Raw genomic sequence first — 22509 nt, forward strand, 5'->3', positions numbered from 1 at the left:
GCGTGTGGCTGACAAGCTGCACACGCCTACCAGTCCGCCGAATCCCGCTACCTGACCGGTGGCTCCAGTTCACCATCATGCCTCACGCGCACGCGCCTAGACAAACGGCCCAGCTGAGCCGCTTACAATTGATATGTAGTTCAGCCAGAACAAACTGTGTGGGGCAGCAGTTTTTTTCATGCGGCCCAGTGCAAACATTTCCACTGGCCGCCCCGGCAAGAGCTGGCGGTGGACGAGACGTACGCCAAGGTGCGTGGCCAGTGGAAACACCTTTATCGCGCTGCGGACAAGGCCGGAAAGACGGTGGATTTCCTGCTTCGAGCCCATCGTGACAAGGCTGCCGCCCGTCGCTATTTCGAGAAAGCCATCGACGAGAACGGCGAGCCCGGAGACCATCACTATGGAGGTGAGTAGACCCGGGGAGTTGCACCCCGAGTCTCTCGCAGGTAGGGTCGAGAACTGGCGCGCGCACGGTAGGCTCCGGTGGTCTCTCCACCGCTTTCGCGGTGGACCTCAGTCCGGCTGCCATAGTCACGTTTCCAGCTCCCGCCACGTCGAACGCAGCTTGCGGTTTTCCCGCACTACGCTCTCCTGTTTGCTTCACGTCAAGGTTTATGGGACCTATCATGCCGGGCGCGCTTTCGGTGCGACGGTACGGCGGACCCGGTAGCCATTGAACAGCCCCAGTTCCTCATACAGCCAACGCCTACTCCACCGCTTCCAGCCAAAGCCCCGTCGGTTCCGGGATCGCCCCATGTGGCGCCTGATCTTCTTTTCCACCCAGTCCCTGATGAAGTTGAAGCACTCGTTGGAGTCCCCGATAGCGAAGTATTGCACCCAGCCCCGCAGCACCGGATTAATCAGTTGTACCACCCGATTTGTCGGCTGCGACTGGTATCGCCGGAACACCTCCTTGAGCTTGCGCAGTAACGCCGTACGCTTCTTCAGCTTCGGCGTGTAGTGCGCTCGCCACGCCCGTGTCCTGAAACTGCGGAATTGACGGAAGTCAAACCCCAGAAAGCCGAAGCTCTCCTTGCATCTCAGATCCACGGTGCGGCTCTTCTCCTCGTTCACCTCGACCTGTAAGTGCCAGTGCGCTTACCGTCCTTGCAATACACGATCTTGGACTTCTCCGGATGCATCGTCAGACCACGCTCTGCCAGCCGCTCTGCAATCGCTTGCATCACGGCTTGTGCCTGCGCCAGACTGCGGCAATGAACCACCGCGTCGTCGGCGTAGCGTTGCTTCCTGCTCCCTTCTTTCACGGATGGCGCGATGAGAGGCGACCCTTGATTCGATCTCGGATATTCGACGGCGCCCGGGAAAATTCAATTGCTTTGCATTCCTACCCTTCTCCCATTTGAGAAAAGCGTTTCGAAGCGTTCGCTCCGCTTCACGGCTGCGTCCCTGTAGCAGCATGCGCAGTTTCGCCCGCATTTCCTCAACCGGCAACTCACGTAACCAGGGATCAAAGCGACTGTCTTCGCTCCCGCTGGATTCTGGGGCCAATATTGACGGGCTGGCCTCGGCGGCGGCGGCGAGCCATTCCGCATCCAGCATCAGAAACTCGGCCAGTGCTACCTGTGCGGGCGTCAACGCCTGTAATCCCGCAGGCACCGGCGGTTCGATTTCGTCATCGTGTAGCTCATCATTCGCGAGGCGGACAAGCCACCCAAGATAAAGCGGGCGAGCATCGCCGCCGAGCAGCTCGTCGCGTACAGGCAGCAGGCGCGTCATCCACCCCGCACCATCCATCTCCTCCGAGAAGCGGGCGTGTTCGCCCGAGTCATCGTTGAACGACCAGTCGAGGAGGCACCAGTCATCGACGTCCATGGCCTCGAACGCTTTCTCGAAACGGGAGCGCCTCTTTCGTCCAGCCTTGACGTAATCGCGGAGGGTCGCCGCGTCAAACGTCCCGCGCGGCAGGCGAAGAAGCAGGCGGCAGCTCCCCCAGTTGGAGGAGTAGACGTGGGCATCGAAATATTGCTGTACCCACTCGAGCGGGTCGCCCTTGAGGTTGCCCCAGTGATATTCGTTGACGAAGCTCGAGGCGGTAATCGTGGCCCGCGTGGAGAAACTGCGCAACTCTGCCTGCTGGGTCGCCGTAAGCAGCTGGTCGACGCATGCAAACTCGTAGTATTGGTATTCGCTCATGCCAGATTCCCGTAGCGAAGCGCATGGAAGAGAAGAAGGTGAATGTGCTGGCGCGCAACCCGGCAGAGCCATGAGACTTCGGGCCGACGCGAAAGCCAAAATGTTTCATGGCAAGCGCCGAAAAGCGTGCGCGTTGCCAGCGTGATGTCCTTTCGGCACGCGACGCGGCGCTTTCAGCCCGCCGCGTCCGCGCCGCCCAGCCGCATCCGGTAGTCCACCAGGAGCTGCTGCTGTGCTTCGAGCTGCGCGGCCAGCTTCGTGCGGTCCGCGCGGAGCGAGTCGCGAGCCTCGCGTACCTGGAGCAGCTCGGCTGCCCGCGCATCGGCTGCCGACTGCGCTGCGTCGCGCTCGGCCTCGGCGCGCGTCCGATCGGTGAGCGCACGATTGAGGGCGGACTGCAGCGCCTCGCCATGTGCCTGCTGATCGCGTGCGAGCCGGGTCGTGGCCGTCGCTTCTGCGACGAGCCGCGCGTTGTCCCGGTTCAGCTGTGTGATCTCGTTCTGCCGGACGATGGCCGTCTGGTTCGCCTGGCGTAGCTCAGCCTGCACCTGCTGGACCTGCTGCTCATGTCGGCGCGCTTCCTGTTCGCGCTGCTCGCGCGCAGCCGTACGGAAGTGCTCAAGGGCATCGCGCGCATGCACGAGCCTGGCCTCAAGCGACAGGCGGAAGCCTTCCTGCTCGGCAAGGCGCTCGGTCTGGTCGCCTACCTGCTGGGTGAGCCGCTCGACGTCCAGGTCGCGCTGATGCAACGCCACGCGAGTCCCGGCGTGCGCCTCCTGCTCCGCGCAAAGGGCGGCGGTCGCGCCAGAGAGCTGCTCCCGCACCGTGGCCAGCTCAGCGCCGAGCCTTGCGATTTCGGACTGCGCCTGCTGGCGCTGCCCGGCCGCAGCGGCGGCCTGCTGGTCGACGAGGGCTTGTGCTTCTTCATGCAGGCGGGCCGCGAGCCGGGCCGCCAGATCCTGGATCGCGTCCGAGAGCGACCCGGCGTGTGTCAGTGACGCGCCCTCATCTTCTTCCAGTTCCCTCAGGTAGCGGTGGATCGTGGTTTTCGAGCCCGTGTTGCCGAGCGCGATACGTATCGCGTCGATCGATGCGTGCTGCCCCTGTGCGAGCAACGCGTCGCGGGCGCGCTTCACGTCCATGCGCGTAAGACCGGTGCGGGCCATCTGCTTCCTCGCTCGAATATCGTACTGTATTACGTACCATGTATATACGTATCGCTGAACGCGGTCAAGGGCGGCCGGATGTGGGTGTGGCTGGCATGCGATAAAGGCGCATTATCCAGTGTGATGGTCCGAATCCGGCTGGTTCCGCCGCACAACCGGTACGAAACATGGAAATTGACGATCTCCAGGGGATTGCTGGTCAAATCGGGATGTCGCAACCCGGAGCGTGGACCACAAGCGTTTGATGTGTATAATTCAATTGTTTTATACACATTTACGAGGCGCGCCATGCGTACCAATATCGAGATCGACGACCGGTTGATGGCCGAAGCGCTTGCCGCAACGGGCATCCGGACCAAACGTGAAGCGGTCGAGCTTGGCCTGAAAACGATCATCCGGCTCAAGCAGCAGGAGCAGATTCGCCAGTTCCGCGGCAAATTACCGTGGGAAGGCGACCTGGATGCCATGAGGCGCGACCAGTGATACTCGTCGATTCAAGCGTGTGGATCGACTACTTCCGGGGGCTGGCTTCACCCCAAGCCAGCCGACTGGATGCCCTGCTGGGCCGGGAGGTGCTGGTCACCGGCGACCTGATCGTCGCCGAGGTGCTACAGGGATTTGCCGCCGAGTCGGCGTTCAATACTGCCCGGCAGCTGATGACGACGCGATTCGATGTCGTCTCGCTGGTGGGGCCGGATAACGCCATTCAGGCGGCCCGGAATTACCGCATCTTGCGAGCGCAGGGCGTAACGATCCGCAAAACCATCGATACGCTGATCGCGACGTGGTGCATTGAAAACGGTGCGCCGCTGCTCTTCAGCGACCGGGATTTCGATCCGTTCGTCGAGCACCTCGGTCTTCAGTCTGCAATGCGCGACGACTAACGTGCCGGTGACAGCAAACAGCAAGAAACGATACGGAATACGAATTCACCACCGGTTTCAGGCCAACTGGAGCTGGATATCTTCTCCGGGCGTGCGGACCTGATAGCCCATTGCCCGGTACCAGCACGTTCCGCCCCTGCCCGTACTGTTCATGTACAGCCGCCGCGATCATCTGCGTGCGCGGGGTGTCCTGCGCGAGCTGAGCGAACACCGCCTGGATTGGCGCGTCGGCCGCGACGTCCACTGCGGAGGTGAGCCTTTGCGGGAAGACCTCGAGCATCTGGGGCGCGCTGGCCGGGGATTTCGCCGCATGCCGGATCGGCCCGCACAGCATGAACATCACCGGTTGCTGGCTGTCGCGCCGCACGGGCGTCGCCGTCAGACCCAGCACGTAACGGGCATGGACGGCCTTGAGCACCGCCTCGAAGGAATCCGCCGAGACGTGGTGACATTCGTCGACAATGACATGGCCGTAACGCCGCAACAGCTCGCCGCGGGCACCATCGGGTGCCACGGATTGCAGCATCGCGACATCGATCCGGCCCGTCGCCTTCGACTTGCCACCGCCGATCGTGCCGATCGCGCGCGCGTCGAGTGCGAGAAACGACTGCAGGCGCTCGCACCACTGGTCAAGCAGCTCCCGGCGGTGCACAAGCACGAGCGTGTTGACGCCACGCTGCGCGATCATCGCGGCCGCCGTCACGGTCTTGCCGAACGCCGTCGGCGCATGCAGGATGCCGGTGTCGTGTCGCAGCAGGTCGGTGACGGCCGCCTGCTGGTCATCGCGCAACGTGCCGGCAAACGGAACTGCAAGCGGCTCGCCGGTGCAGCGCTCGTCGCGGATGTCGCAGGCGATGTCGTTATCGCGCAGTAGCGTCACGACGTCGTCAAGGCATCCGCGCGGCAATGCAATGTGGCGCGGGCAGTTCTCGGCGCGCCCAATGATGCGTGGCTTGTCCCATACGCTGAAGCCGCGCGCCTGGGCCCGGTAGAACTCCGGATTCTGGAAGGCGGCCAGCCGGATGAGCCGGTTGAGCAGTGCCTGCGGAAGCTGCGCCTTTTCAAGATAGAGCTGGTTCGCGAGCGTCAGTGTGAGCGATGCCGGCATCGTTCCGGCCAGCCGCTTCGGCTGCGCGGGTGGCGGCTTCCACGGTTCGGCCTGATCCTCCTCGGCGATGAACGCGACGTCGAGCGGGTGCGCACCGCCCGTGGCGCGAAAGATCACCCCCTCGATGTCGCGGCTGTCCATGGTTTGCACGGACGCGAGATACGACCACTGATCAGCGTACGGCTGAAAGCCGTCATCGACAAACACGCTCCAACCATGCTCGCGCGGGTGCTTCTGCAGCGGCAGGGCAATGAGGTTACCGAAGCCGCCTTTGGGCAGCACGTCCTGGTTCGGGAAGAGCCGGTCATAGGACGTCAGTTCGAGCTGACGGGTCCGGGTACAGGTGTGGCTGATGATGGCTGAGCCCATCCGTCGCGCGTCACGTGCAGCAACGGCCGACGAGAAGAAGATCCACGCGTGAGCGCCGTTGCCTGAACGCGAGATTTCGAGCGATACGGGCACGTCCATCTCGAGGCAGGATTGCCGGAATGCCTGCGCATCTTCACGCCAGCCTTCCTCGTCGAAGTCGACAGCGAGCAGGTAGCAGGTGCCGTCCGGCATTAGTGGATAGAGGCCCACTGTGCGATCGCCGGCCAGGTGCGTATAGACGACCTGGTCGTCCAGCGTCAGCAGTACACGATGCCCGCAGTCGGCACACCGGATGCGGGGCTTTCTGCCCGCGAGCGCTGACATGATCGCGCGGTACCTTGCCGATCACGCAGAAACCCTGTCTATCAATACCCTGCGCTCGCGGCTTGCAGCGCTCGCGCAATGGCATCAGACGCAGGGTTTTCCGGATCCGACGAAGGCACCGCATGTACGCAAGGTTCTCAGAGGCATCGTTGCGCTGCATCCCGCAACCGAGAAGCGGGCGAAGCCCATGCAGCTCGCGCAGCTCGAAAAGCTCACAGCCTGGCTCGATGAGCAGATCGCCAGGGAAGCAGACGAGCGCGAGCGCCTCGCGTGCATTCGCAACCCAATCAGGTGTTCACCTCGGACATCACGTGCATCTGAGCCGCAAAGGCAGTTGCTGGGATAACGCACCGACGGAAAGTTTCTTCAACAGCCTGAAGAACGAGCGCCTGCATGACACGAGGTATCGCACGCATCGCGAAGCCGTGGCGGACGTTCGAATATTTCGAAGAGTTTTATAACCGCAGTCGTCGTCACTCATCGCTTGGCTTCGCGTCGCCATCCCAGGTCATGCAAGACTGGCTTGTGGCTCAGCGGACAAGAGGTGCGGCTGCATAACCCGGGCCTCTGGAAGGCGAAAAACCGGGGGAATCTCACGTGACACTGTCAATCAGCATTGCCCTCGACCCGAAACATCCCATCCCATTCACTCCGTCCTCCATGCCAGCCGGTCGAACGGCGACTCGGATACCCCAAAGACCGAGACCACTGGGTCTTCTGCTATTAACTGATAAACCCGCTGTAGCGTTGGAAATCCTTCTGGAATCGAAAAGACAGCTTTCGCCTCATCCGAGGCAGGCCGTGCTTGTAAAAGCAATCTTGAGCTTTCGACGGAAATTCCACGGTCATGTAGCAACTCACCAACCGACTTCCTATCCAGCTCGTCAACAATATCATCGCCAAAGCATTGCGACACGTATAGAGTGTCAAACACAATCGGCATTGTAGCAATCGACGTCAACGTTCTGACACAGCAAATGGGTTCAATTGGAACATCAAATTCTCTGAATACGAAGCTTGAGAGCTCTTCTCGTGTTACGGAAACTATCGTGGTCTGTGGCTCAATAACAGGGGGCTGCCGACCGACAGAACGCGTAAGCGAAAAACCAAAATCAAGGATGAATCGTCGCTTCTCCCTCACAAAGATTCCACGCCCGGGCACGCAGTCCACTATCCCAGTCGACCGGAGATCTTCTATTGCGCGACCTACAGTTGTCACACTGACACCGAAACTATCGGCGAGCTCGCAGATCGACGGCAGTCGTTCGCCCACGGCATACTCCTGCTCTGCCACACGCCGCGTTATCTCGTGCCGAATTTTTTCGTGTAGTCGCTTTGCTATCATTTTTTCACTCAGAAAAACTCCACAAAACATGCAAACCTTAATCGCGGTCGCTCGTAAACTTATCATATGTTCTGTTCCACTGAACCAATGAAACTGCACTAACCTGATAGACGTCTATTGCGTTTCCACTGGGTGGTAGATCGCATTGAGTACTTCGACCGTGGCAAGCTGGACAAGCTTGTCCTCCAGCGCCGGCACGCCCAGCGGGCGTTTGCTGCCGTCGGCTTTGTCGAAGTACACGCGTCTGATAGGCTGGGGCCGGTAAGCCCCTCGGGCGAGCCGGTCGGACAGGTCCAGAAGCCGGCCTTCAAGGTCCAGTCCGTACGACTGCCACGTCTCGCCGTCCACCCCGGCAGCCCCTTGCGCTCCCGCCCGAAGTAAGCTGCCCGCAAGCGGTCGACCGCGTAGATGTGATGCAACAGGGTGGTCAGCTTTACACCCGGTCGGCCTTTGGCCGTCTGTCGTATGCCGTCGAGCGCCGTTCCCATGTCACAAGACCGCCCCAATCTGCGGGATGTGCGCGCTGCGACTGCATTGCCCTTGGCCTGCTGCCTTTCCTCCATCCACCATCATATCAACCAAATTGATTCGCACGAGCGACAACTCGCTCGACGGGATAAGGGTCGTCCGCTCCGCGCAGCGTTTGGTCTCAGTGTTGTCCGTTCCTCGTTTCAATGTTTACCGCTTCCCTCCGATGACCACGTCGGAAGCTATTTCAAGAGCCTCCTAGACATCATGTATGGACCTGCCGCACCTCAAGTTACGCGGATTAAGCTTGAGGTGGGCTACACCGCGGCTCAGAGCCGCATTGAGGGGGCAGGTCATGAACAAGTTTAGCAAGTACGTGGGCCTGGATGTACATCAGGAAACGGTTGCAGTGGCGGTCGCCGACACGGCTGGCGAAGTGCGGTATGTGGGCGAGATTGTGAACACACCTGAGGCCATTGCGAAACTGGTCGCACAGCTCAAGCGGGGCACAGGACGGCTTGCGTTCTGCTACGAAGCCGGCCCCTGTGGCTACACCATTTGCCGACAGCTGCGGGAACTCAAGCAGGACTGCCAGGTCGTGGCGCCGTCGCTGATTCCGAAGAAGCCGGGCGAGCGCGTGAAGACCGACCGGCGCGATGCCCTGAGCCTGGCGCGCCTGTATCGCGCCGGTGAGTTGAGCCCCGTGTGGATTCCGGATCAGGCACAGGAGGCGCTGCGCGATCTGACCCGTGCGCGTGAGGACATGAAGCATCTGCAACGCCAGGCCAAGCAACGGCTGCTGTCATTTCTGGCGCGGCATGGCCATCGCTACACGGGCCGCTCCAGATGGACGCAAGCGCATTGGCGCTGGCTGGAAGGCATCAGGTTCGCCCGGCCGGAGCAACAGATCGTCCTGCAGGAATATATCGACACAGTGCTTGTTCTGTCCCAGAAATAACTTTGCATAGCCGAGCCACTTTCTGGAAAATTGAATCGGCAGTCGCGGTCCATACGAACGGTCGGCCGTGTTGGTTGTACTGCGCGATATATCACTCGATGCTGGTGATGAGTTGACGCACGTTCTTGAACGACCCTCGACGGATCGCCTGCTGTGTAATCAGGCCAAACCAGCGTTCGACCTGATTCAGCCAGCTTGAGTAAGTCGGCGTGAAGTGTATGTGGTAGCGCGTATGCCTGGCCAGCCACGCCCTGACCTTGGGATGCTTGTGTGTCGCATAGTTATCGACGATCAGATGCACATCGAGATCGGCAGGCACCGCCTGATCCACATGCCTGAGAAACGCCATGAATTCCTTATGTCGGTGGCGCGGCTTACATTGCACAATAACTTCACCGGTTGCCGTATCGAGCGCGGCGAACAGAGTGGTGGTGCCGTGCCGGACGTAATCATGTGTCACTCCTTCGAGATAGCCCAACCCAATCGGCAACATCGGCTGCGTACGCTCCAGCGCCTGACACTGGCTCTTCTCGTCGACGCATAGCACCAGGGCATTGGTCGGCGGACTCAGGTGCAGGCCGACGATATTGCGCACCTTCTCCACGAAGTAGGGATCATTAGACAGCTTGGAGCTTTTTGACCGATGAGGCTGTACGCCGAACAACGACAGATATCGGGCCACCGAACTCTTCGAAATCCCTGTCTGCGCAGCAGCGGAGCGCACGCTCCAGTGCGTTGCCCCGTCCGGCTTCTCATGCAGCATCCTCGCAAGCAATTCCGCGACTGCTTCATCATCATGCGTGCGAGGCCGGCCTGGACGGCCTTCATCATGCAGACCGGCAAGTCCGTGGGCAACAAAGCGCTTCTTCCAGTGCGTAATTGCAGGCGGTGTTACTTCGCACTGCGTCGCAATTTCTTGACCGGTATGACCGTCAGCGGCCATCAAGATAATCTTTGCCCGGCGCACGAGAGAGTGAGGCAGCGAACGCGAGCGGCTCATTGAGAAAAATTGCTCTCGCTCCAGCTCCGACACGACAAGCTCGATTCCTTTGCGTCCCATGATCGCCCCCAACTCACCGTGATTCGATCATAGACCAATCTGAATTTACGTTAAGTCATTTCTGGGACGAAATATTAGGCTTGGGCCGAGACAAGAAACGCTCAGTCAAAAGCCAGTTGAAGGCAATCACTTTTCTGGTGTAATTTCATATTCAAAAATATTCTGAATACCAATCGGGCCGCAGTAGGTTAGTCCTGTATCTCTGAAGCCAAAGCCTAGGTACATGCGTTTAGCTACCACATTCCGCGCATTGACGGCAAGCATTAAACGGTCGACATTTGGGCGATTGGACGCGATCCACCCAATAGCTAGTTCTGCCGCAGCTTTACCGTACCCCTTACCTTGGTATGATAGGCCCACCCGCAGGCTGTGCATCGTCATAGCGTCCGGATTCGCCCATTCTGGCACTGCGGCCTTTTCTCGAAGGACAAAAAAACCTACAACATCGTCATGCGCTACGACTGAAAAACAATGCTCGAATTCCGAATTTTGGCTTTGCCTCAGTTCTGAAAACACTACGTACAACGGGTCGACATATTGACATTGATCGGCATCCAGCCTGAGGTGCGCGACGGTAGCACTGTCGAGACACGACAATTCTAACAGCCTGGCATCGCCTGCCACAATGTGGGAGGTCGGTGCGGTGCAAAAGGATTGTTCTGAGGCACTGGCGACTGCTTGTGAGACTTCCAGTTTTTGCTGTCGAGAGACAAGCTCGGGCCTCTCTTCTTCAATGACACGAGAAAGAACCTCGTCAAGTGTTCGTCTCCCCCACGCATAACACGACCAACCGCTCAACACCTCCGTGGGTGCCTCCACAGTTACCGGTGCCTCCCGCACATAAGAAGACGTAATGGACAAAGACGAAAGCCAGTCGCCTTCATAGTTATAAATAGTATCGACATAGCGGTGTCCCTCATCTGGAAAAATCGCCACAACGTTTTTCCCGGGGTTCTTCCTGGACCACCAATCTGCCACTCTATAGGCTGCGCCACTGGTCGGCCCCATAAATAGCCCATGTTCTCGATGTAGTTGATGAGTTGCATGAAACACTTCTGCAGGCGTCAGCCAGTGAACCTCGTCAAACTGCCGATGATCCACGTTGGAAGGCACAATTTCCCCCCCGAGCCCACTAAGATCCCCCAAATCTCCGCAGGGCTGTCCGAACAAAACAGAATGTGGCATATCCACGCCAATAGCGTGTAACTCAGGGAATGGCACTCTTAAAAATCTAGTAGTGCCTGACATCGACCCACCGGAACCAACTGGCCCCACCAGGCAGTCGACCTTCACAAGTTTTTGGATCAGTAGTTCCGCGAACTTACCGTAGGCCAGTGGATTGCCGGTGTTAGAATATTGAGACGGCCAGAAGCTGCCAGGGATTTCCTTCAGATATTTAGCCAACCTATTTAGCCTAGCCTGTTGTAGCCCCCCTTGTGGTGCCGGATCGTTCACAACTTCTACGTGTGCACCAAGCTCTACAAGGCGGCTTTTAAGGTGACGATCGATTGCCCAATCGCTTACCAATATGAGTTTATAGCCATACTGAACGGCTAACATGGCTAACGCTAGACCAAATGTACCAGAGGAGGACTCGCAGATGGTGGCACCCGGTTTGAGCAGCCCCTCCGACACAGCTTGTTCGAGTATGAACCGCGCCGGAAGCAGCTTCATCAGAAAGAAGCTTGCCCCATAAAAATTAGCATCCAGCCTGACGATCCGTGGATTTTCGAAATCCTCAAGGTTTCGCATAATATTTCGATTCATCATCCTTTTATTCCCAGTGTTTTTATCACTTCGCGATAACAGTAGCTTCAAATCCTGAACACACTAATTCACGGGTAGCCAAATACATGTTCTCCGCAGTTCTTTCGCTCGCCGGATCGAACATCACGCCAATAACCGTTCCGCTGTGTGCTATCTGTAGTCCAACTGAACCATATTTTCGCCCAATTTCTTCAATATCGCGTAGACGTGGCTTTCGTAAAAATCGCTGATTAAGCCAAGTGCTTGCTGTCGCGACGCGGCCGAGCAATTTTATATCGGATGTATCAATCCCTTTACGCAATAGAGCTCGAATCGGTCGAAAGTTCTCGACCTCTTCTAAGTTGTACTGGGGCAATTCCATATCAAGCGTGTTGACAGTCTGTTCGGTATCCGCAGTCACACTTATAAAGTCAATCGGAGGAATCGGTCTCCTGAATGCTTCAAGAACAAATCCATCTCGTTGCGCAAATAGTACCGCCTGCTGCGAGAATATTGTTGAATCACATGCCGACTCAGCGCTTACTGCAATTTGCATAACATCGCTAGGCGGCAGCTCGATATCAAGCGATTCAAGAACTGCCAAGATGCTGGCCACTACATCAGCTGTGGATGACCCCATACCACGCGCAACAGGGATATTGCTCGTAAGCCCAAGTACCCCCCCCACCCTCGCAGCCGAGAACCGCTCAAGCGTGATTTCTGCGGCGCGTTTGGCTTTTTCGCAACGGCTTGGAAAAACGTCTACTTCTCGCTTGTTCTCGTTCGGCAGGAACTCTGCCCTTGACTTGAGACTCCGGTAAGGCATGGAGACTAAACCACGCCACAGCAAACCATCATCGTCTTCAAACATTCCCTGGAGGAGCTCCCCGTGGTGTCCTGCGGCCTCGCCACTCCCTTGTTTCCGGTGCATATTTTCTATCTCCTTTGGCTCTGGTTCAAGAAATTCCAGTACGAATACTGGGAGAGTTTCATACGCGGCAACGGGGCGGTCTGCAACTCCTGGTAGTCTGCTGAGATACAGCTCACCAGCTCGAGTAACCTCCCAAGAACTGCCGCATCTGTCTGGTCCGTATCGAATTGATACCGACCGTCTTGCCCCTGTCTCTGCGTACGCTCGCTTCGAACCGAATACCACACCTGCACCAGCAGCGCACGAATCAGTTTGTCCTTGGCGCTGCACGGCAACTGCACTTCGGATGACTCGCGTACAAGCGTGCGAACACCCGGCCCATGCGCTTGCGCGCATCATTCCGCCAGATACGAATCGGCCGCAAGGGGTGGCTCGTAGCCTCAAAGTCATCCAGCGCTGCCATTGTGAACATCGCTTTGGCGTTGCCATCTGCTCCACGGATCGTTTCAGTCTTCAACAGCCCGCTAGGTCGATTCGCATACAAGATGCATGCCTGCAAAAATGAGACCGCCGACGGTCAAAGTGATTGCACAACCACGCAATCAATTGAACGAATTCCTACAGCCGACGTCATCTAGATAACAAACGGGACAGCACGGGCTGTCGTTTCGGGATTCAGAGATGGCTTCGCATTTCGATGTTTCATGGTCGAATGTCCGAAGCTGTTAGCGCCGATGTACTGCCCCCCGGGGGTGCGGACGAAAACTTGGACTACCTAGACGTAGTTCATGTACTCGTATGAAGAGCGTCTTCGAGCGGTTCGGCTTTATCTAAAATTGGAAAAGCGCCTCGGGGCGACCATCGGGCAGTTGGGTTAGCCGCCGCGAGGCGCGCTGCGTTCGACGCACGCAGCATTAGCGAATTCGTGCGCGGATCAGCCTGCACCAAGACCTTCAGCGTCGCATCCACATTGCCGATCGCCCCAGGGTCAAGCATCTTGGGTCATCTGGGTCGCAACGTCGAGCGAATTCGCGTTCTTCAGGTATGCTACCTGCACCTGCTGGCCAGCCGCAGAATCTACGCCCTCGATGATCTGCTCGATGCGGCGGATGTTATCCGCATAGTCAGTGACGACGATCGTATTATTTGATGGATAAGCGGCAACCATATTACTCGGCGAAATGAGCGGACGCAGCACCGGCAGGAGGTTGATCGCCGATTCGTTTCTAGAGAATGTTAGATCCTTTGGATATTGGGCACAGCATGGACGAGCATGAGCATGGCAAAGACGACGAAATGCAGACCGGCCAAGGTTTCAGGCAGGCGCTCGTAGTCTCTTGCCAGTCGGCGGAAACGGTTGAGCGCAGCCGAAGCTGCGCTCAACCACCCAGCGGCGTGGCAGCAACACGCCCCCCTTTTTTGCCTCCGACAGCTTGATTACCTGAAGCTCAATGCCTTCATCGAGTGCCGCCTGCGCGGCTCCTCTCCGGTATAGCCCTGATCGGCGAACGCCACTTTGATTGTGTGGTCCGTGGCCTGCTGAACCTGACGAGCCAATTCCGCGACCTGCGCGCTCCTGTTCGTTGGCCGGCGTCACATGCACCGCAAGCAGTTGCCCCAATGTATCCACCGCCTATGCACCTTGCTGCCTTTCTTACGCTTGTACCCGTCATAGCCTGCGCGTGGACCGCTCTCGCACGTCGACTGCAGCGTACGGCCATCGAGGATGACTGCACTGGGATGCCCCCGGCGATCCTGCGCCACGCGGATAATCGAACGTAGGTCATTGACCATGGCTTCGAAACAGCCTGCCTGAATCCAGCGCTGTGTCTGCTGATAGACCAACTCCCACGGCGGAAAGTCATTGGGCAGCAGACGCCACGGTGCACCCGCGCGGACAATCCAGCGCAAGGCGTTGAACATTTCGCGCAATTCGTAGCGACGCTGAGGCGCGTCCTGATTCATCAATTTCAGGTACGGAGCGGCGAAGGACCACTCTTCATTCGATACATCCGTTGGGTAGGGTCTGCGTTTTTCATCCCGCCAGGGTACCAGGTCTGGCCGAAAGTTCATAACACCGTCTAAACGCTGCCATACGGTTGCCGACCAAGCGGCCCATCGTTCCAGCGAGCCGCCGCGCGACCTGCGGTTCCGGAAGGGGCGTGCCCGTCGCGCGGTACCGCGCGGTGGTCAACGCGCTGCAGCCCTCGAGACATCACCTGCCGAATCCTGCCGACTGTCTTGCTTCAGCTAAAAAACTGCTCGATGCATTTGCGCTTGCGCTGACTGATGGCGTAGCCGGATCAGCGCGTTGTACGTCCGTCAATGGCCGAGCTGCCCGCGCGACCATCGTTTTGCGCAACATGCGGCGTCACGCCATTTGCGCGACACGTTGCCACGAAACCAGCCGTGTCGTAGTTTTTGTCAGCGCCGACCATAATCGATGTACTGGCAAACTGCGCGGCATACGCAAGCATCTCGGCCGCTGTGTCTCGCTCGGCTGTGCCGTTGGCCTGCGTCACCTGTGCGTTCACCACGAGGCCATGCCGGCTATCCGTCAGCACGTGCCCCATATCAGAAAGCATCGCGCCCGTACCAGGACTCTTGCGAAACAGCCGCGGCTGACTGTCCGCGCTGAATTCATGCGTGTCGTTGCTGCGCTTCTCGCCATGCCAGTTCTCACCCCAAGCACTTGCAGCCTGCGAAATGGCGTCGCCCACGCTCGGGGCAATCGTATCGGGCACTGCCGAACGCCGCCTCGAGGTGTTTTGCGTGTTTTGCGCAACGTGCGGGTGACCCTCATCTGCTGGCACGCCTCGATGAACTCCTGGCCATCGTAACCCTTGTCCGCGCCCAGTGTGATGTCTGCGCTGGCATCGTCTGCCGCTTGCCGTGCGTCGTGGATCATGATCTTAGCCGCTTCACGCTCAGCATGTTCGTCGGCGCGTGTCACGCGCGCATTGACCACCAGACCGTGCCGGTTATCGGTCAGCGTACGGCCCATTACCCCAATTCGCTGGCCGTTTTGCCTTTGCGATAGAATTGCGCATCGGGGTCGGTCCTGGACTGATGTGTCTCGTTGCTGCGTTTCTTCCTGCTCGACGATGATATTCAGATACTTCGACTGACAGATCTTGGTCGGCGTCTCGCGCCCGGCGTCGATAGCCTCAAGCGCAGCGAGATTCGCCCCATTCTTGTCGATCGTTACCACCTCGGGTTCGCCGCTGCGCTCGATCGACTTTTCGAAGTGGCGCTTCGGGGCAGCCTTGTCAAGGTGGGCGCGCAGCAGGAAATCGATCATCTTCCGCTTTGTCCACGGCCCGGTACAGTACTTCCACTGTCCCTTGACCTTGATATACGTATCATCCACGCGTCGGCTCCTGCCGACTGCGCGCTTGCGACGTCGAAATGCCTTTCCGGAGCGGGCAGCAACTTGATCGCCCATCGGTGCACGGTTGAATGGTCGACATCGATGCCACGTTCAGCCATCATCTCTTCCAGATTTCGCCGGCTCAGCCCATATGCCACATGGCGTCGGTCTTTATGTGCCGACGCATGACTTCAGACATGCTGCCCTCCACTGACGTGCAACTCTGCTCCGTTGATGTACGACGAGGCCTCAGTGCAGAGGAAGTAGATTACTCGTGCGACTTCGGCCGGATCTCCGAGACGACGCATAGGAATACCGTGATCCACGATCTCCTCAGTGCCGGGCGACAGGATCGAGGTATCAATTTCGCCCGGCGCAATAGCGTTGACGCGTACGCCCTCGGGGCCAAACTCGTGTGCCATTTCTCGTGTTAGAGCTGCGAGCGCAGCCTTTGAAGCTGCGTACGCAGTACCCGCGAAAGGATGAACCTTCACCCCGGCGATCGATGTTACGTTGGCAATCGCTCCTTTTGCTCGGACCAATTCTGGGAACAGCGATCGCGCCAGTAATGCGTTGGATACCAAATTCACGTTAAGAACAGTCATCCATGTCTGAATATCGCTGTTGAGAATTCCGAGGCGCGATCTGTTCTCGCCTTTAGGCGAGATTCCAGCATTGTTGACGAGCGCATGTAGTTGTCCATCAGGTAGCCGTCGCCTGACTTCCAAAGCGATCCGGTCGATGTTATCGAGGTCCGCGAGGTCTGCTTGGATGTGCGTTTCACGCGCCGCAGGCCACTTGCAACTGTCCGAGAACGGTCGCCGTGAGACAGTGAACACCTCCCAGTTGTTTTCCTGAAAAAGCTTAACTGTGGCATGACCGATACCGCGGCTGGCGCCGGTCAACAGCATATAACGATTAACTTGGCCCATCTGTGCAGTTCCAATTTGGATAGATCGTTGCTTGCGATCGCTTGCATTGGGGCGCGCCGCTCTGCGTGCGGTGAGGCGAACCTGCACGAGTTGTGGCGCGGCAATCTGGATGAGAGGAACAGCGCGTCAGTTAGATCGTCGAAGTCGTGACTGCCGCGCAGAAGGAACGCATCACGCACCCGTAGTTGAACACCTTCTGTAACAGCAACGTCGGCGGCGGCCACGGCTCAGATGCTGCAATACAAATGCCCGACTGCTCATCCGTCAATGTTGTGGGGATCGCCTGCCGGCCATGTTTTGCAGCCATTCTCGTATCCGCAAAGCCTTGACTTTAATCCGACCGCCCTCGCCAACCCCGCGAGCCAGTCCCGACGGGGCACGCAAGCAAATTCCGCCCTTTCGGAAAACCCGCAATCAGTTGTTTATCTTTTCCATACACAATCCTTATCGGGAAAATGTTAATTAACCTAAGCTCTGCGGGTCGTCGTACTACCCACCTACCTAACACGGCACGTTACGCGACTCTCTGTGCAACTACCAGAAGAAAGGCGTCAAATGCATTGATACCAACACTAAGCGTCATTGAAGGGTTGTGTCGCATTAGTGCGGGGGCGCTAGAATGCGCGTCTGACGAACCGGTTCTGACCCGATGATCAAGAAGGCACCCACGAACGGCCCTTGCCAAGGAATTGCGAAGGTTCTGAAGCGACTGCACTATCCGCTCGCTGCGCAGAACATCGACGATGCGCGCGTTCGTCATGCCGGTCCTTCGCAGATATTCATTTGCGATGCGAATCAGTGTTATCCAAACAATTGATTTTGTAGTTCGAGGCGAGATGCCGCATAGTCGCTTCCTGCGACGCGCGGCACAGCTTCCGACTATCCGTGCCGGAAAGAGAACTTTCCCGATATGCCCCGATGCAAGCGACGCTATCGGAGCGGATATCCATCTTAACGTCAAAATCAATTTTCTACGGGAGCGGATACGAGAACAACCATAGGAGCCGTGGCAATGACTGTATCGATCGTGATAGTGGGTGCCGGCTTTTGTGGGACGATGACGGCCACATGGCTACTATCGGATCAAACCGTAAAGCCCCTCCCTATCGATCGCACGGGTCGACAGCTTTAGCATTTCGCGCGGTATTGGTCGATTTTCGATATCAAATAAGAAAAAATGGACAACCGAAGAGTCGTCGTCACCGGTCTTGGTGCCATTTCCCCGGTCGGGATTGGCGTCGAGGAAAATTGGTCGAATGTCATTGCCGGCCGCAGCGGAATCGGCCGGGTCACCTTTTTCGATACGACCGATTTCCCGGCGCAAATCGCTGGCGAAGTCAAGGGGTTCGACGCAACTCGCTTCATTTCGGAAAAAGAGGTCCGCCATATGGATCGCTTCATCCAACTCGGTGTCGTGGCCGGCATGGAAGCATTCGTCGACAGCGGCCTCACAGTGACCGAAGCAAATGCCTCCCGGATCGGCGTTCATGTCGGGTCCGGAACCGGCGGCGTACAGACCCTCGTCGACACTGCCTTCACGATCAGGGACAAAGGGCCGCGGCGGGTGTCCCCATTTTACGTGCCCTCATCCATCATCAACATGATCGCGGGGCATCTCTCGATCCGGTACGGGCTCAAGGGACCGAATCTCGCCATGGCGACGGCGTGCTCGACCGCCACTCATGCGATCGGAGACGCCGCCCGGCTGATCGAGTATGGTGACGCCGATGTCATGATTGCAGGGGCAGCAGAGGCGGCGATCACCGAGAGCAGCCTCGCGGGCTTTGGCCGGGCCAAGGCGCTCTCGACGCGCAACGAAAGTCCCGAGACAGCGAGCCGCCCGTGGGACGCGGAGCGCGACGGCTTCGTGCTAGGTGAAGGAGCGGGCATCATCGTGCTCGAGGAGATGAAGCACGCGCGCCAGCGCGGCGCACGGATTTACGCGGAATTGGCCGGATTCGGACTGAGCGGTGACGCATTCCATATTACTAGCCCGTCGGAAGACGGGGAAGGCGCGGCCCGCTGCATACGCAATGCCTTGCGCAATGCACGCGTCGCGGCCGACAGCGTGCAATACATCAATGCGCACGGCACTTCGACGCCGCTCGGCGACCGCGCGGAATCGCTCGCGCTGAAGGCAGCCTTCGGCTCGCACGCCAAGGACCTCGCGATCAGCTCGACAAAATCAGTGACCGGGCACCTGCTTGCCGCTGCGGGTGGTGTCGAGGCCGTCTACACCGCGCTCACCGTGCACCACCAGATTGCGCCGCCGACCGCCAACTTGACAAAGCCCGACCCGGAATGCGACCTCGACTATGTACCCCTCGTAGCTCGACGCATGCCGATTGATGTTGCCATTTCAAATTCGTTCGGGTTCGGCGGCACCAACGGCACGCTAGTATTCCGCCGGATCGAGTGAATGGCTAGGACAGAGGAATCTGCCAAGTTCGCGAAGCAGATCTTGAAGGCACGTCAACGTAAAGAATCTCTATTGGTCGGAGATAGCAGCACGCCTGCCCAGTTTGAACCACCCCGGAAATGTGGGGTAGTCGGACTGGCTTGCGAGTCCGCTGCGTGCCGGCTTGCTATCACCGGGCCAGACGGCGAGTCCAACCCGTTATCGCGTGTGTGATCGAGCGGTAACTCGGCAGACCGCCGATGTGACCGGGCCTCGCCCTCCTGTCTCAAGCGACACCGCAAGCACGAATGGCTCTGAAACCGTTGTGTATGCTGGTCCGGCGCCGCATGATTCTCTTCCATGAGTTCGGGTCAACGTACAGATTTTATGCGCCGCCAGGTCGTCGAGCAAGCGAGCTCGTGGAGCAGGCAGGCGCCGGCGTGCAGGCGTTGAACGCGCAGGCGGTCGAACTGGAGGATTCAGTGTCGGTGTTCAACGTGTCGGCGGGCGCAGGGGTGAGCAATCCCTGAAACTGGAGAATAAAAGCTTCTACGAAGCCGCGTTTTGTTGCGTGGCCCTGTCCATCTCACTGATGCCGGTGTTGACATACTTGATGCCGACGCTTTGCTCTTCAGACGCCAGGAAATCTCGCTGACGATATCCGCGACACACCTGATCGCATCCTTGACTTGCCCTATCGTTGTTCCTGCGTCGGCCGCCTGGCTTGCCCCATGCTCCACGACCGCCACGGGGTCACCAATAAGCGACTTAATTTCCTTGGCCGCCGTGGCCGAATGCTGTGCGAGATTGCGTACCTCACTTGCCACAACCACAAAGCCGCGCCCCTGTTCGCCCGCCCGGGCAGCTTCCACCGCCGCATTGAGCGCCAGAATATTGGTCTGGAAGGCGATACCTTCGATTACACCCGTGATCTCAGCAATTCTGGCAGAACTGCCACTGATTTTCTCGATGGTACCAATCATGGTTGACACCACGTCGTTGCCACGTTCTGCCAGATCGGTCGCGTTCAAGGCAAGCGTGCTCGCCTGAATAGCATTGTCAGCGTTGTTTCGAACCGTCTCGGTGAGCTGCGCCATCTTGATGCGGTTTTCTAAAGGGATGCAGCGTGCTTTTCGGTACGCGCGGACAGATTCTCGTTTCCAACGGATATATCCGTCACCGCGCGACCGACTGAGTCCGTCAGCTGGCGCACTGAGGCAATCGCCTGCCGACCTGATACGTCGCCATGTCGCGCACAGCTGCATGCAGTTCAGCACGGCGACCGTCGTAAAAATATGGCGCGGTCAGTTCCACGTTACGCAGCGTCGGCGTCTTGAACGCATGGCAATCGAGCGACTCTTTTGTAACATTCGCCCGACCGTTGTCCTGCGGACGTGTAGCCCCGAACGGAAAAGTAGTCGGCCGGGAGACCCATTCGCTCGAACGACTGCCCGCCCAGATTCCTGCCCGCATGGCAGGTTGCGCAATGGTTTGCCTTGAATAACTGGTAGCCGCGCAATTCCTCACTATTCAGCGCAGGCCTGTCGCCGCGCAGGTAAGCATTTAAGCGACTCGGCGTTAGCAGCGTCACTGCTATTCGGCGATCGCATCTGTGATGTTCACGCTCGACCAACCGCTCGGGTACACCGCCAAGAACCGTTGCGACATCGACGATGTCTTGTTCTCGAAGGTGTTAGGGCAACGCTGATCAAGCCCGGTAAACACGACTGGTTGCGACCAAGACATGCGTCAACTTTCGAGATCGCGAAAAACAGCCGCAAAAGCGGGCATTCGAGCTCATGTTGGGCCCCTTGAGGGGCTCTGCACGGGCTCTTCGCCCGTCTTTGGCCCTCTATGGGCGCACCTGTGCCGTCGAGCGACCACACATGTAAAGATTGGCCAGCGCGAGCGCAACGAAGGCGCGATTGGCGTTCTTCGCCAGCCCGCGATAACGAACCTTTGTGAAGCCCCACAGCAGCTTCACGACCGCGAACACATGCTCGACCCGGGCACGGATCTTCGACTTGTTGCGGTTCTTGCGGCGCGCCACCTCGTCGACGATGTCCTTGCGGCGCGTGCGCTTGTTGGTGAAGTCACGTGCGTTCGGGGCCTTGCTGTGAATCAGTGCTTTCTGGCTCGCGTATGCGCTGTCACCGTAGACGCGTTGCTCCTCACCGTGCAGCAACTGCGGCTGCGGATGCTTGCTGTGTACGTTGGCGGCGGTTACGACCGCGCTATGAGCCAGCCCGCTCTGACTGTCCACACCGATGTGGTGCTTCATGCCGAAATACCATTGCTGGCCCTTGCGCGTCTGATGCATTTCCGGGTCACGCGCCTTCTCCTTGTTCTTCGTCGACGAGGGTGCACCGATCAGTGTGGCGTCGACAATCGTGCCGCTCTTGAGCTTTGCCCCCGCGCCTGCAGCACCACTCCCACTTCCGCGAAGATTCGCTCGCCCAGCTTGTGCTCTTCCAGCAGATGCCGGAATTTGAGCATCGTCGTGGCGTCCGGCACCGTTTCGCTGCCCAGGTCAATGCCAACAAAACGGCGCAGGCTGAGGCTGTCGTACAGGGCCTCTTCGCATGCAAGGTCGGCAAGGTTGAACCAGTGCTGCACAAAGCGAATCCGCAGCATGCGCTCCAGTGCAATCGGCGGGCGACCATTGCAGCGTGTCGGATAAAACGGCTCCACCACTGCGCACAGCTGCGCCCACGGCACGATCGAGCTCATCTCATCGAGAAACGCTTCGCGTCGCGTGGGTTTGCGCTGCGCCTCGAATCGCCCGCATTGATCGACAGCCATCGCCAGTGTCAGTTGCTTCATCCCGTTTTTACTTTCGCCGTTGCACGTCCACGCTATAACGCACGACAGTCATGAACGGTGGACTTGATCAGCATTGGCTTAGGGCTACGCTGATCAAGCCGTGTAAACACAACGGGTTGCGATCAAGAGATGTGTAAACTTTTGAGATCGCGAATAACAGTCGTAAAAGCGAGGCATTCCTGCTCATGTTGGGCCCCTTGAGGGGCCCTGCACGGGCTTGTCGCCCGTCTTTGGCCCTCTACGGGCGCACCTGTGCTGTCGAGCGACCTCGCCACATGTAAAGATTGGCTAGCGCGAGCGCCACAAAGGCGCGATTGGCGTTTTTTGACAGCCCGCGATAACGAACCTTCGTGAAGCCCCACAGCCGCTCCACGACCGCAAACACATGCTCGACTCGGGCAAGGATTGACCTTACCCCTGTTTGACGTATCCCATAGCCGAGGGAATTCAGGCGGCTCGCTGGGCAGCGAGCCAGTTCTTCTCGAACGTCATAGGGCTGACGTAATCGAGCGTCGAGTGTAGCCGATGGGCAT

General features: G+C 58.4%; 18 protein-coding genes and 11 pseudogenes. 8 read left to right on the forward strand and 21 right to left on the reverse strand.

The genetic code is table 11. From position 1 onward, the window contains the following. Nucleotides 1-228: 228 nt before the first annotated feature. Nucleotides 229-387 (forward strand): annotated as a pseudogene (locus AB4Y44_RS40360) (DDE-type integrase/transposase/recombinase); the annotation flags it as partial. A gap of 237 nt (nucleotides 388-624) precedes the next feature. Here AB4Y44_RS40360 and AB4Y44_RS40365 read toward each other — a convergent pair. From AB4Y44_RS40365 to AB4Y44_RS40375, 3 genes are all read right to left on the reverse strand, one after another. Then, nucleotides 625-1074 carry a group II intron maturase-specific domain-containing protein gene (locus AB4Y44_RS40365; RefSeq protein WP_368702645.1) on the reverse strand — a complete coding sequence of 150 codons (450 nt, stop codon included), beginning with the start codon at nucleotides 1072-1074 and terminating at the stop codon, nucleotides 625-627. Beyond that, complete coding sequence (locus tag AB4Y44_RS40370; RefSeq protein ID WP_368702646.1) at nucleotides 1071-1265, reverse strand: reverse transcriptase domain-containing protein; 195 nt, start codon at nucleotides 1263-1265, stop codon at nucleotides 1071-1073. The genes AB4Y44_RS40365 and AB4Y44_RS40370 overlap by 4 nt, the downstream gene beginning before the upstream one ends. Nucleotides 1266-2327: 1062 nt before the next feature. Beyond that, entirely contained in the window at nucleotides 2328-3320 is a 993-nt protein-coding gene (locus AB4Y44_RS40375) for a DNA-binding protein (protein ID WP_368702647.1), read from the reverse strand. Nucleotides 3321-3608: 288 nt separating this feature from the next. On the opposite strand from AB4Y44_RS40375, the gene AB4Y44_RS40380 reads away from it, so the two are divergent. Both AB4Y44_RS40380 and AB4Y44_RS40385 read left to right on the forward strand, forming a co-directional pair. Further along, nucleotides 3609-3803 (forward strand): type II toxin-antitoxin system VapB family antitoxin, encoded by a 195-nt coding sequence (locus tag AB4Y44_RS40380; protein ID WP_028215418.1) that lies wholly within the window; start codon nucleotides 3609-3611, stop codon nucleotides 3801-3803. 17 nt (nucleotides 3804-3820) lie between these two features. After that, on the forward strand, nucleotides 3821-4204 hold the full coding sequence (locus AB4Y44_RS40385) for a PIN domain nuclease (RefSeq protein WP_238328175.1): 384 nt from the start codon (nucleotides 3821-3823) through the stop codon (nucleotides 4202-4204). Here the strand turns inward: AB4Y44_RS40385 and AB4Y44_RS40390 are convergent. Further along, on the reverse strand, nucleotides 4137-6005 hold the full coding sequence (locus AB4Y44_RS40390; RefSeq protein ID WP_368662002.1) for a DEAD/DEAH box helicase family protein: 1869 nt from the start codon (nucleotides 6003-6005) through the stop codon (nucleotides 4137-4139). The two genes, AB4Y44_RS40385 and AB4Y44_RS40390, sit on opposite strands and share 68 nt — an antisense overlap. Here AB4Y44_RS40390 and AB4Y44_RS40395 point away from each other — a divergent pair. Together AB4Y44_RS40395 and AB4Y44_RS40400 are read left to right on the forward strand one after the other, a co-directional pair. Then, nucleotides 6004-6351: a hypothetical protein gene (locus AB4Y44_RS40395; RefSeq protein ID WP_069268839.1), complete on the forward strand. Its 348-nt coding sequence runs from the start codon at nucleotides 6004-6006 to the stop codon at nucleotides 6349-6351. The two genes, AB4Y44_RS40390 and AB4Y44_RS40395, sit on opposite strands and share 2 nt — an antisense overlap. Next, nucleotides 6323-6563, forward strand: a pseudogene (locus AB4Y44_RS40400) (integrase core domain-containing protein); the annotation flags it as partial. The gene AB4Y44_RS40395 and the pseudogene AB4Y44_RS40400, both read left to right, overlap by 29 nt. Nucleotides 6564-6651: 88 nt before the next feature. Here AB4Y44_RS40400 and AB4Y44_RS40405 read toward each other — a convergent pair. After that, complete coding sequence (locus AB4Y44_RS40405) at nucleotides 6652-7380, reverse strand: GntR family transcriptional regulator (RefSeq protein WP_368685890.1); 729 nt, start codon at nucleotides 7378-7380, stop codon at nucleotides 6652-6654. 84 nt (nucleotides 7381-7464) lie between these two features. Then, complete coding sequence (locus tag AB4Y44_RS40410; protein ID WP_368662001.1) at nucleotides 7465-7698, reverse strand: hypothetical protein; 234 nt, start codon at nucleotides 7696-7698, stop codon at nucleotides 7465-7467. 475 nt (nucleotides 7699-8173) lie between these two features. Here AB4Y44_RS40410 and AB4Y44_RS40415 point away from each other — a divergent pair, with 475 nt between their 5' ends. After that, nucleotides 8174-8776: a transposase gene (locus AB4Y44_RS40415; protein WP_368685889.1), complete on the forward strand. Its 603-nt coding sequence runs from the start codon at nucleotides 8174-8176 to the stop codon at nucleotides 8774-8776. On the opposite strand, the pseudogene AB4Y44_RS40420 reads toward AB4Y44_RS40415, so the two are convergent. From AB4Y44_RS40420 to AB4Y44_RS40470, 11 genes and pseudogenes are all read right to left on the reverse strand, one after another. Further along, nucleotides 8700-9836 (reverse strand): annotated as a pseudogene (locus AB4Y44_RS40420) (IS630 family transposase). The gene AB4Y44_RS40415 and the pseudogene AB4Y44_RS40420 sit on opposite strands and share 77 nt — an antisense overlap. Nucleotides 9837-9962: 126 nt before the next feature. Then, the gene (locus tag AB4Y44_RS40425; protein ID WP_083245641.1) at nucleotides 9963-11606 is read right to left on the reverse strand and encodes a pyridoxal-phosphate dependent enzyme; all 1644 of its coding nucleotides are present in this window, start codon (nucleotides 11604-11606) and stop codon (nucleotides 9963-9965) included. Nucleotides 11607-11628: 22 nt separating this feature from the next. Further along, on the reverse strand, nucleotides 11629-12453 hold the full coding sequence (locus AB4Y44_RS40430; RefSeq protein WP_368661999.1) for a GHMP kinase: 825 nt from the start codon (nucleotides 12451-12453) through the stop codon (nucleotides 11629-11631). A gap of 260 nt (nucleotides 12454-12713) precedes the next feature. Further along, a pseudogene (locus AB4Y44_RS40435) lies at nucleotides 12714-12955 on the reverse strand (IS5/IS1182 family transposase); the annotation flags it as partial. Between the two features lie 374 nt (nucleotides 12956-13329). Next, nucleotides 13330-13681 (reverse strand): annotated as a pseudogene (locus AB4Y44_RS40440) (secretin N-terminal domain-containing protein); the annotation flags it as partial. Nucleotides 13682-13689: 8 nt separating this feature from the next. Next, a pseudogene (locus tag AB4Y44_RS40445) lies at nucleotides 13690-14526 on the reverse strand (IS5 family transposase). A gap of 176 nt (nucleotides 14527-14702) precedes the next feature. Next, nucleotides 14703-15134, reverse strand: a pseudogene (locus tag AB4Y44_RS40450) (transposase); the annotation flags it as partial. Between the two features lie 18 nt (nucleotides 15135-15152). Continuing rightward, nucleotides 15153-15546 (reverse strand): annotated as a pseudogene (locus AB4Y44_RS40455) (transposase); the annotation flags it as partial. Beyond that, nucleotides 15545-15990 (reverse strand): annotated as a pseudogene (locus AB4Y44_RS40460) (transposase); the annotation flags it as partial. The pseudogenes AB4Y44_RS40460 and AB4Y44_RS40455, both read right to left, overlap by 2 nt. Nucleotides 15991-16014: 24 nt before the next feature. Beyond that, complete coding sequence (locus tag AB4Y44_RS40465) at nucleotides 16015-16755, reverse strand: SDR family NAD(P)-dependent oxidoreductase (protein WP_368661998.1); 741 nt, start codon at nucleotides 16753-16755, stop codon at nucleotides 16015-16017. Between the two features lie 130 nt (nucleotides 16756-16885). After that, nucleotides 16886-17062 carry a hypothetical protein gene (locus AB4Y44_RS40470; RefSeq protein WP_176733000.1) on the reverse strand — a complete coding sequence of 59 codons (177 nt, stop codon included), beginning with the start codon at nucleotides 17060-17062 and terminating at the stop codon, nucleotides 16886-16888. 870 nt (nucleotides 17063-17932) lie between these two features. Here AB4Y44_RS40470 and fabF point away from each other — a divergent pair. Both fabF and AB4Y44_RS40480 read left to right on the forward strand, forming a co-directional pair. After that, complete coding sequence (gene fabF / locus AB4Y44_RS40475) at nucleotides 17933-19174, forward strand: beta-ketoacyl-ACP synthase II (RefSeq protein ID WP_069268843.1); 1242 nt, start codon at nucleotides 17933-17935, stop codon at nucleotides 19172-19174. Between the two features lie 287 nt (nucleotides 19175-19461). Beyond that, nucleotides 19462-19683 (forward strand): hypothetical protein, encoded by a 222-nt coding sequence (locus AB4Y44_RS40480; protein WP_368661997.1) that lies wholly within the window; start codon nucleotides 19462-19464, stop codon nucleotides 19681-19683. 25 nt (nucleotides 19684-19708) lie between these two features. On the opposite strand, the pseudogene AB4Y44_RS40485 reads toward AB4Y44_RS40480, so the two are convergent. From AB4Y44_RS40485 to AB4Y44_RS40500, 4 genes and pseudogenes are all read right to left on the reverse strand, one after another. Then, nucleotides 19709-20351: pseudogene (locus AB4Y44_RS40485) on the reverse strand (methyl-accepting chemotaxis protein); the annotation flags it as partial. A 654-nt stretch (nucleotides 20352-21005) separates the two neighbouring features. Further along, a complete protein-coding gene (locus tag AB4Y44_RS40490; RefSeq protein ID WP_368662008.1) occupies nucleotides 21006-21641 on the reverse strand; it encodes an IS5 family transposase in 636 nt (211 codons plus the stop codon). After that, nucleotides 21524-21976, reverse strand: coding sequence for a transposase (locus tag AB4Y44_RS40495; RefSeq protein WP_368661996.1), 453 nt, complete (start codon nucleotides 21974-21976; stop codon nucleotides 21524-21526). Before AB4Y44_RS40495 ends, AB4Y44_RS40490 begins: the two co-directional genes overlap by 118 nt. 238 nt (nucleotides 21977-22214) lie before the next feature. Then, nucleotides 22215-22382, reverse strand: a pseudogene (locus AB4Y44_RS40500) (transposase); the annotation flags it as partial. Nucleotides 22383-22509: the final 127 nt, after the last annotated feature.

It is taken from the genome of Paraburkholderia sp. BR10937 (assembly GCF_040965695.1).
GTDB lineage: Bacteria > Pseudomonadota > Gammaproteobacteria > Burkholderiales > Burkholderiaceae > Paraburkholderia.

Coding starts and splice junctions, on each gene's coding strand:
- AB4Y44_RS40375 (WP_368702647.1), bottom strand. CDS start 3,320: ATGGCCCGCACCGGTCTTACGCGCATGGACGTGAAGCGCGCCCGCGAC.
- AB4Y44_RS40380 (WP_028215418.1), top strand. CDS start 3,609: ATGCGTACCAATATCGAGATCGACGACCGGTTGATGGCCGAAGCGCTT.
- AB4Y44_RS40395 (WP_069268839.1), top strand. CDS start 6,004: ATGATCGCGCGGTACCTTGCCGATCACGCAGAAACCCTGTCTATCAAT.
- AB4Y44_RS40390 (WP_368662002.1), bottom strand. CDS start 6,005: ATGTCAGCGCTCGCGGGCAGAAAGCCCCGCATCCGGTGTGCCGACTGC.
- AB4Y44_RS40405 (WP_368685890.1), bottom strand. CDS start 7,380: ATGTTTTGTGGAGTTTTTCTGAGTGAAAAAATGATAGCAAAGCGACTA.
- AB4Y44_RS40415 (WP_368685889.1), top strand. CDS start 8,174: ATGAACAAGTTTAGCAAGTACGTGGGCCTGGATGTACATCAGGAAACG.
- AB4Y44_RS40425 (WP_083245641.1), bottom strand. CDS start 11,606: ATGATGAATCGAAATATTATGCGAAACCTTGAGGATTTCGAAAATCCA.
- AB4Y44_RS40430 (WP_368661999.1), bottom strand. CDS start 12,453: ATGTTTGAAGACGATGATGGTTTGCTGTGGCGTGGTTTAGTCTCCATG.
- AB4Y44_RS40465 (WP_368661998.1), bottom strand. CDS start 16,755: ATGGGCCAAGTTAATCGTTATATGCTGTTGACCGGCGCCAGCCGCGGT.
- AB4Y44_RS40470 (WP_176733000.1), bottom strand. CDS start 17,062: ATGGCTGCAAAACATGGCCGGCAGGCGATCCCCACAACATTGACGGAT.
- fabF (WP_069268843.1), top strand. CDS start 17,933: ATGGACAACCGAAGAGTCGTCGTCACCGGTCTTGGTGCCATTTCCCCG.
- AB4Y44_RS40480 (WP_368661997.1), top strand. CDS start 19,462: ATGGCTCTGAAACCGTTGTGTATGCTGGTCCGGCGCCGCATGATTCTC.
- AB4Y44_RS40495 (WP_368661996.1), bottom strand. CDS start 21,976: ATGAAGCAACTGACACTGGCGATGGCTGTCGATCAATGCGGGCGATTC.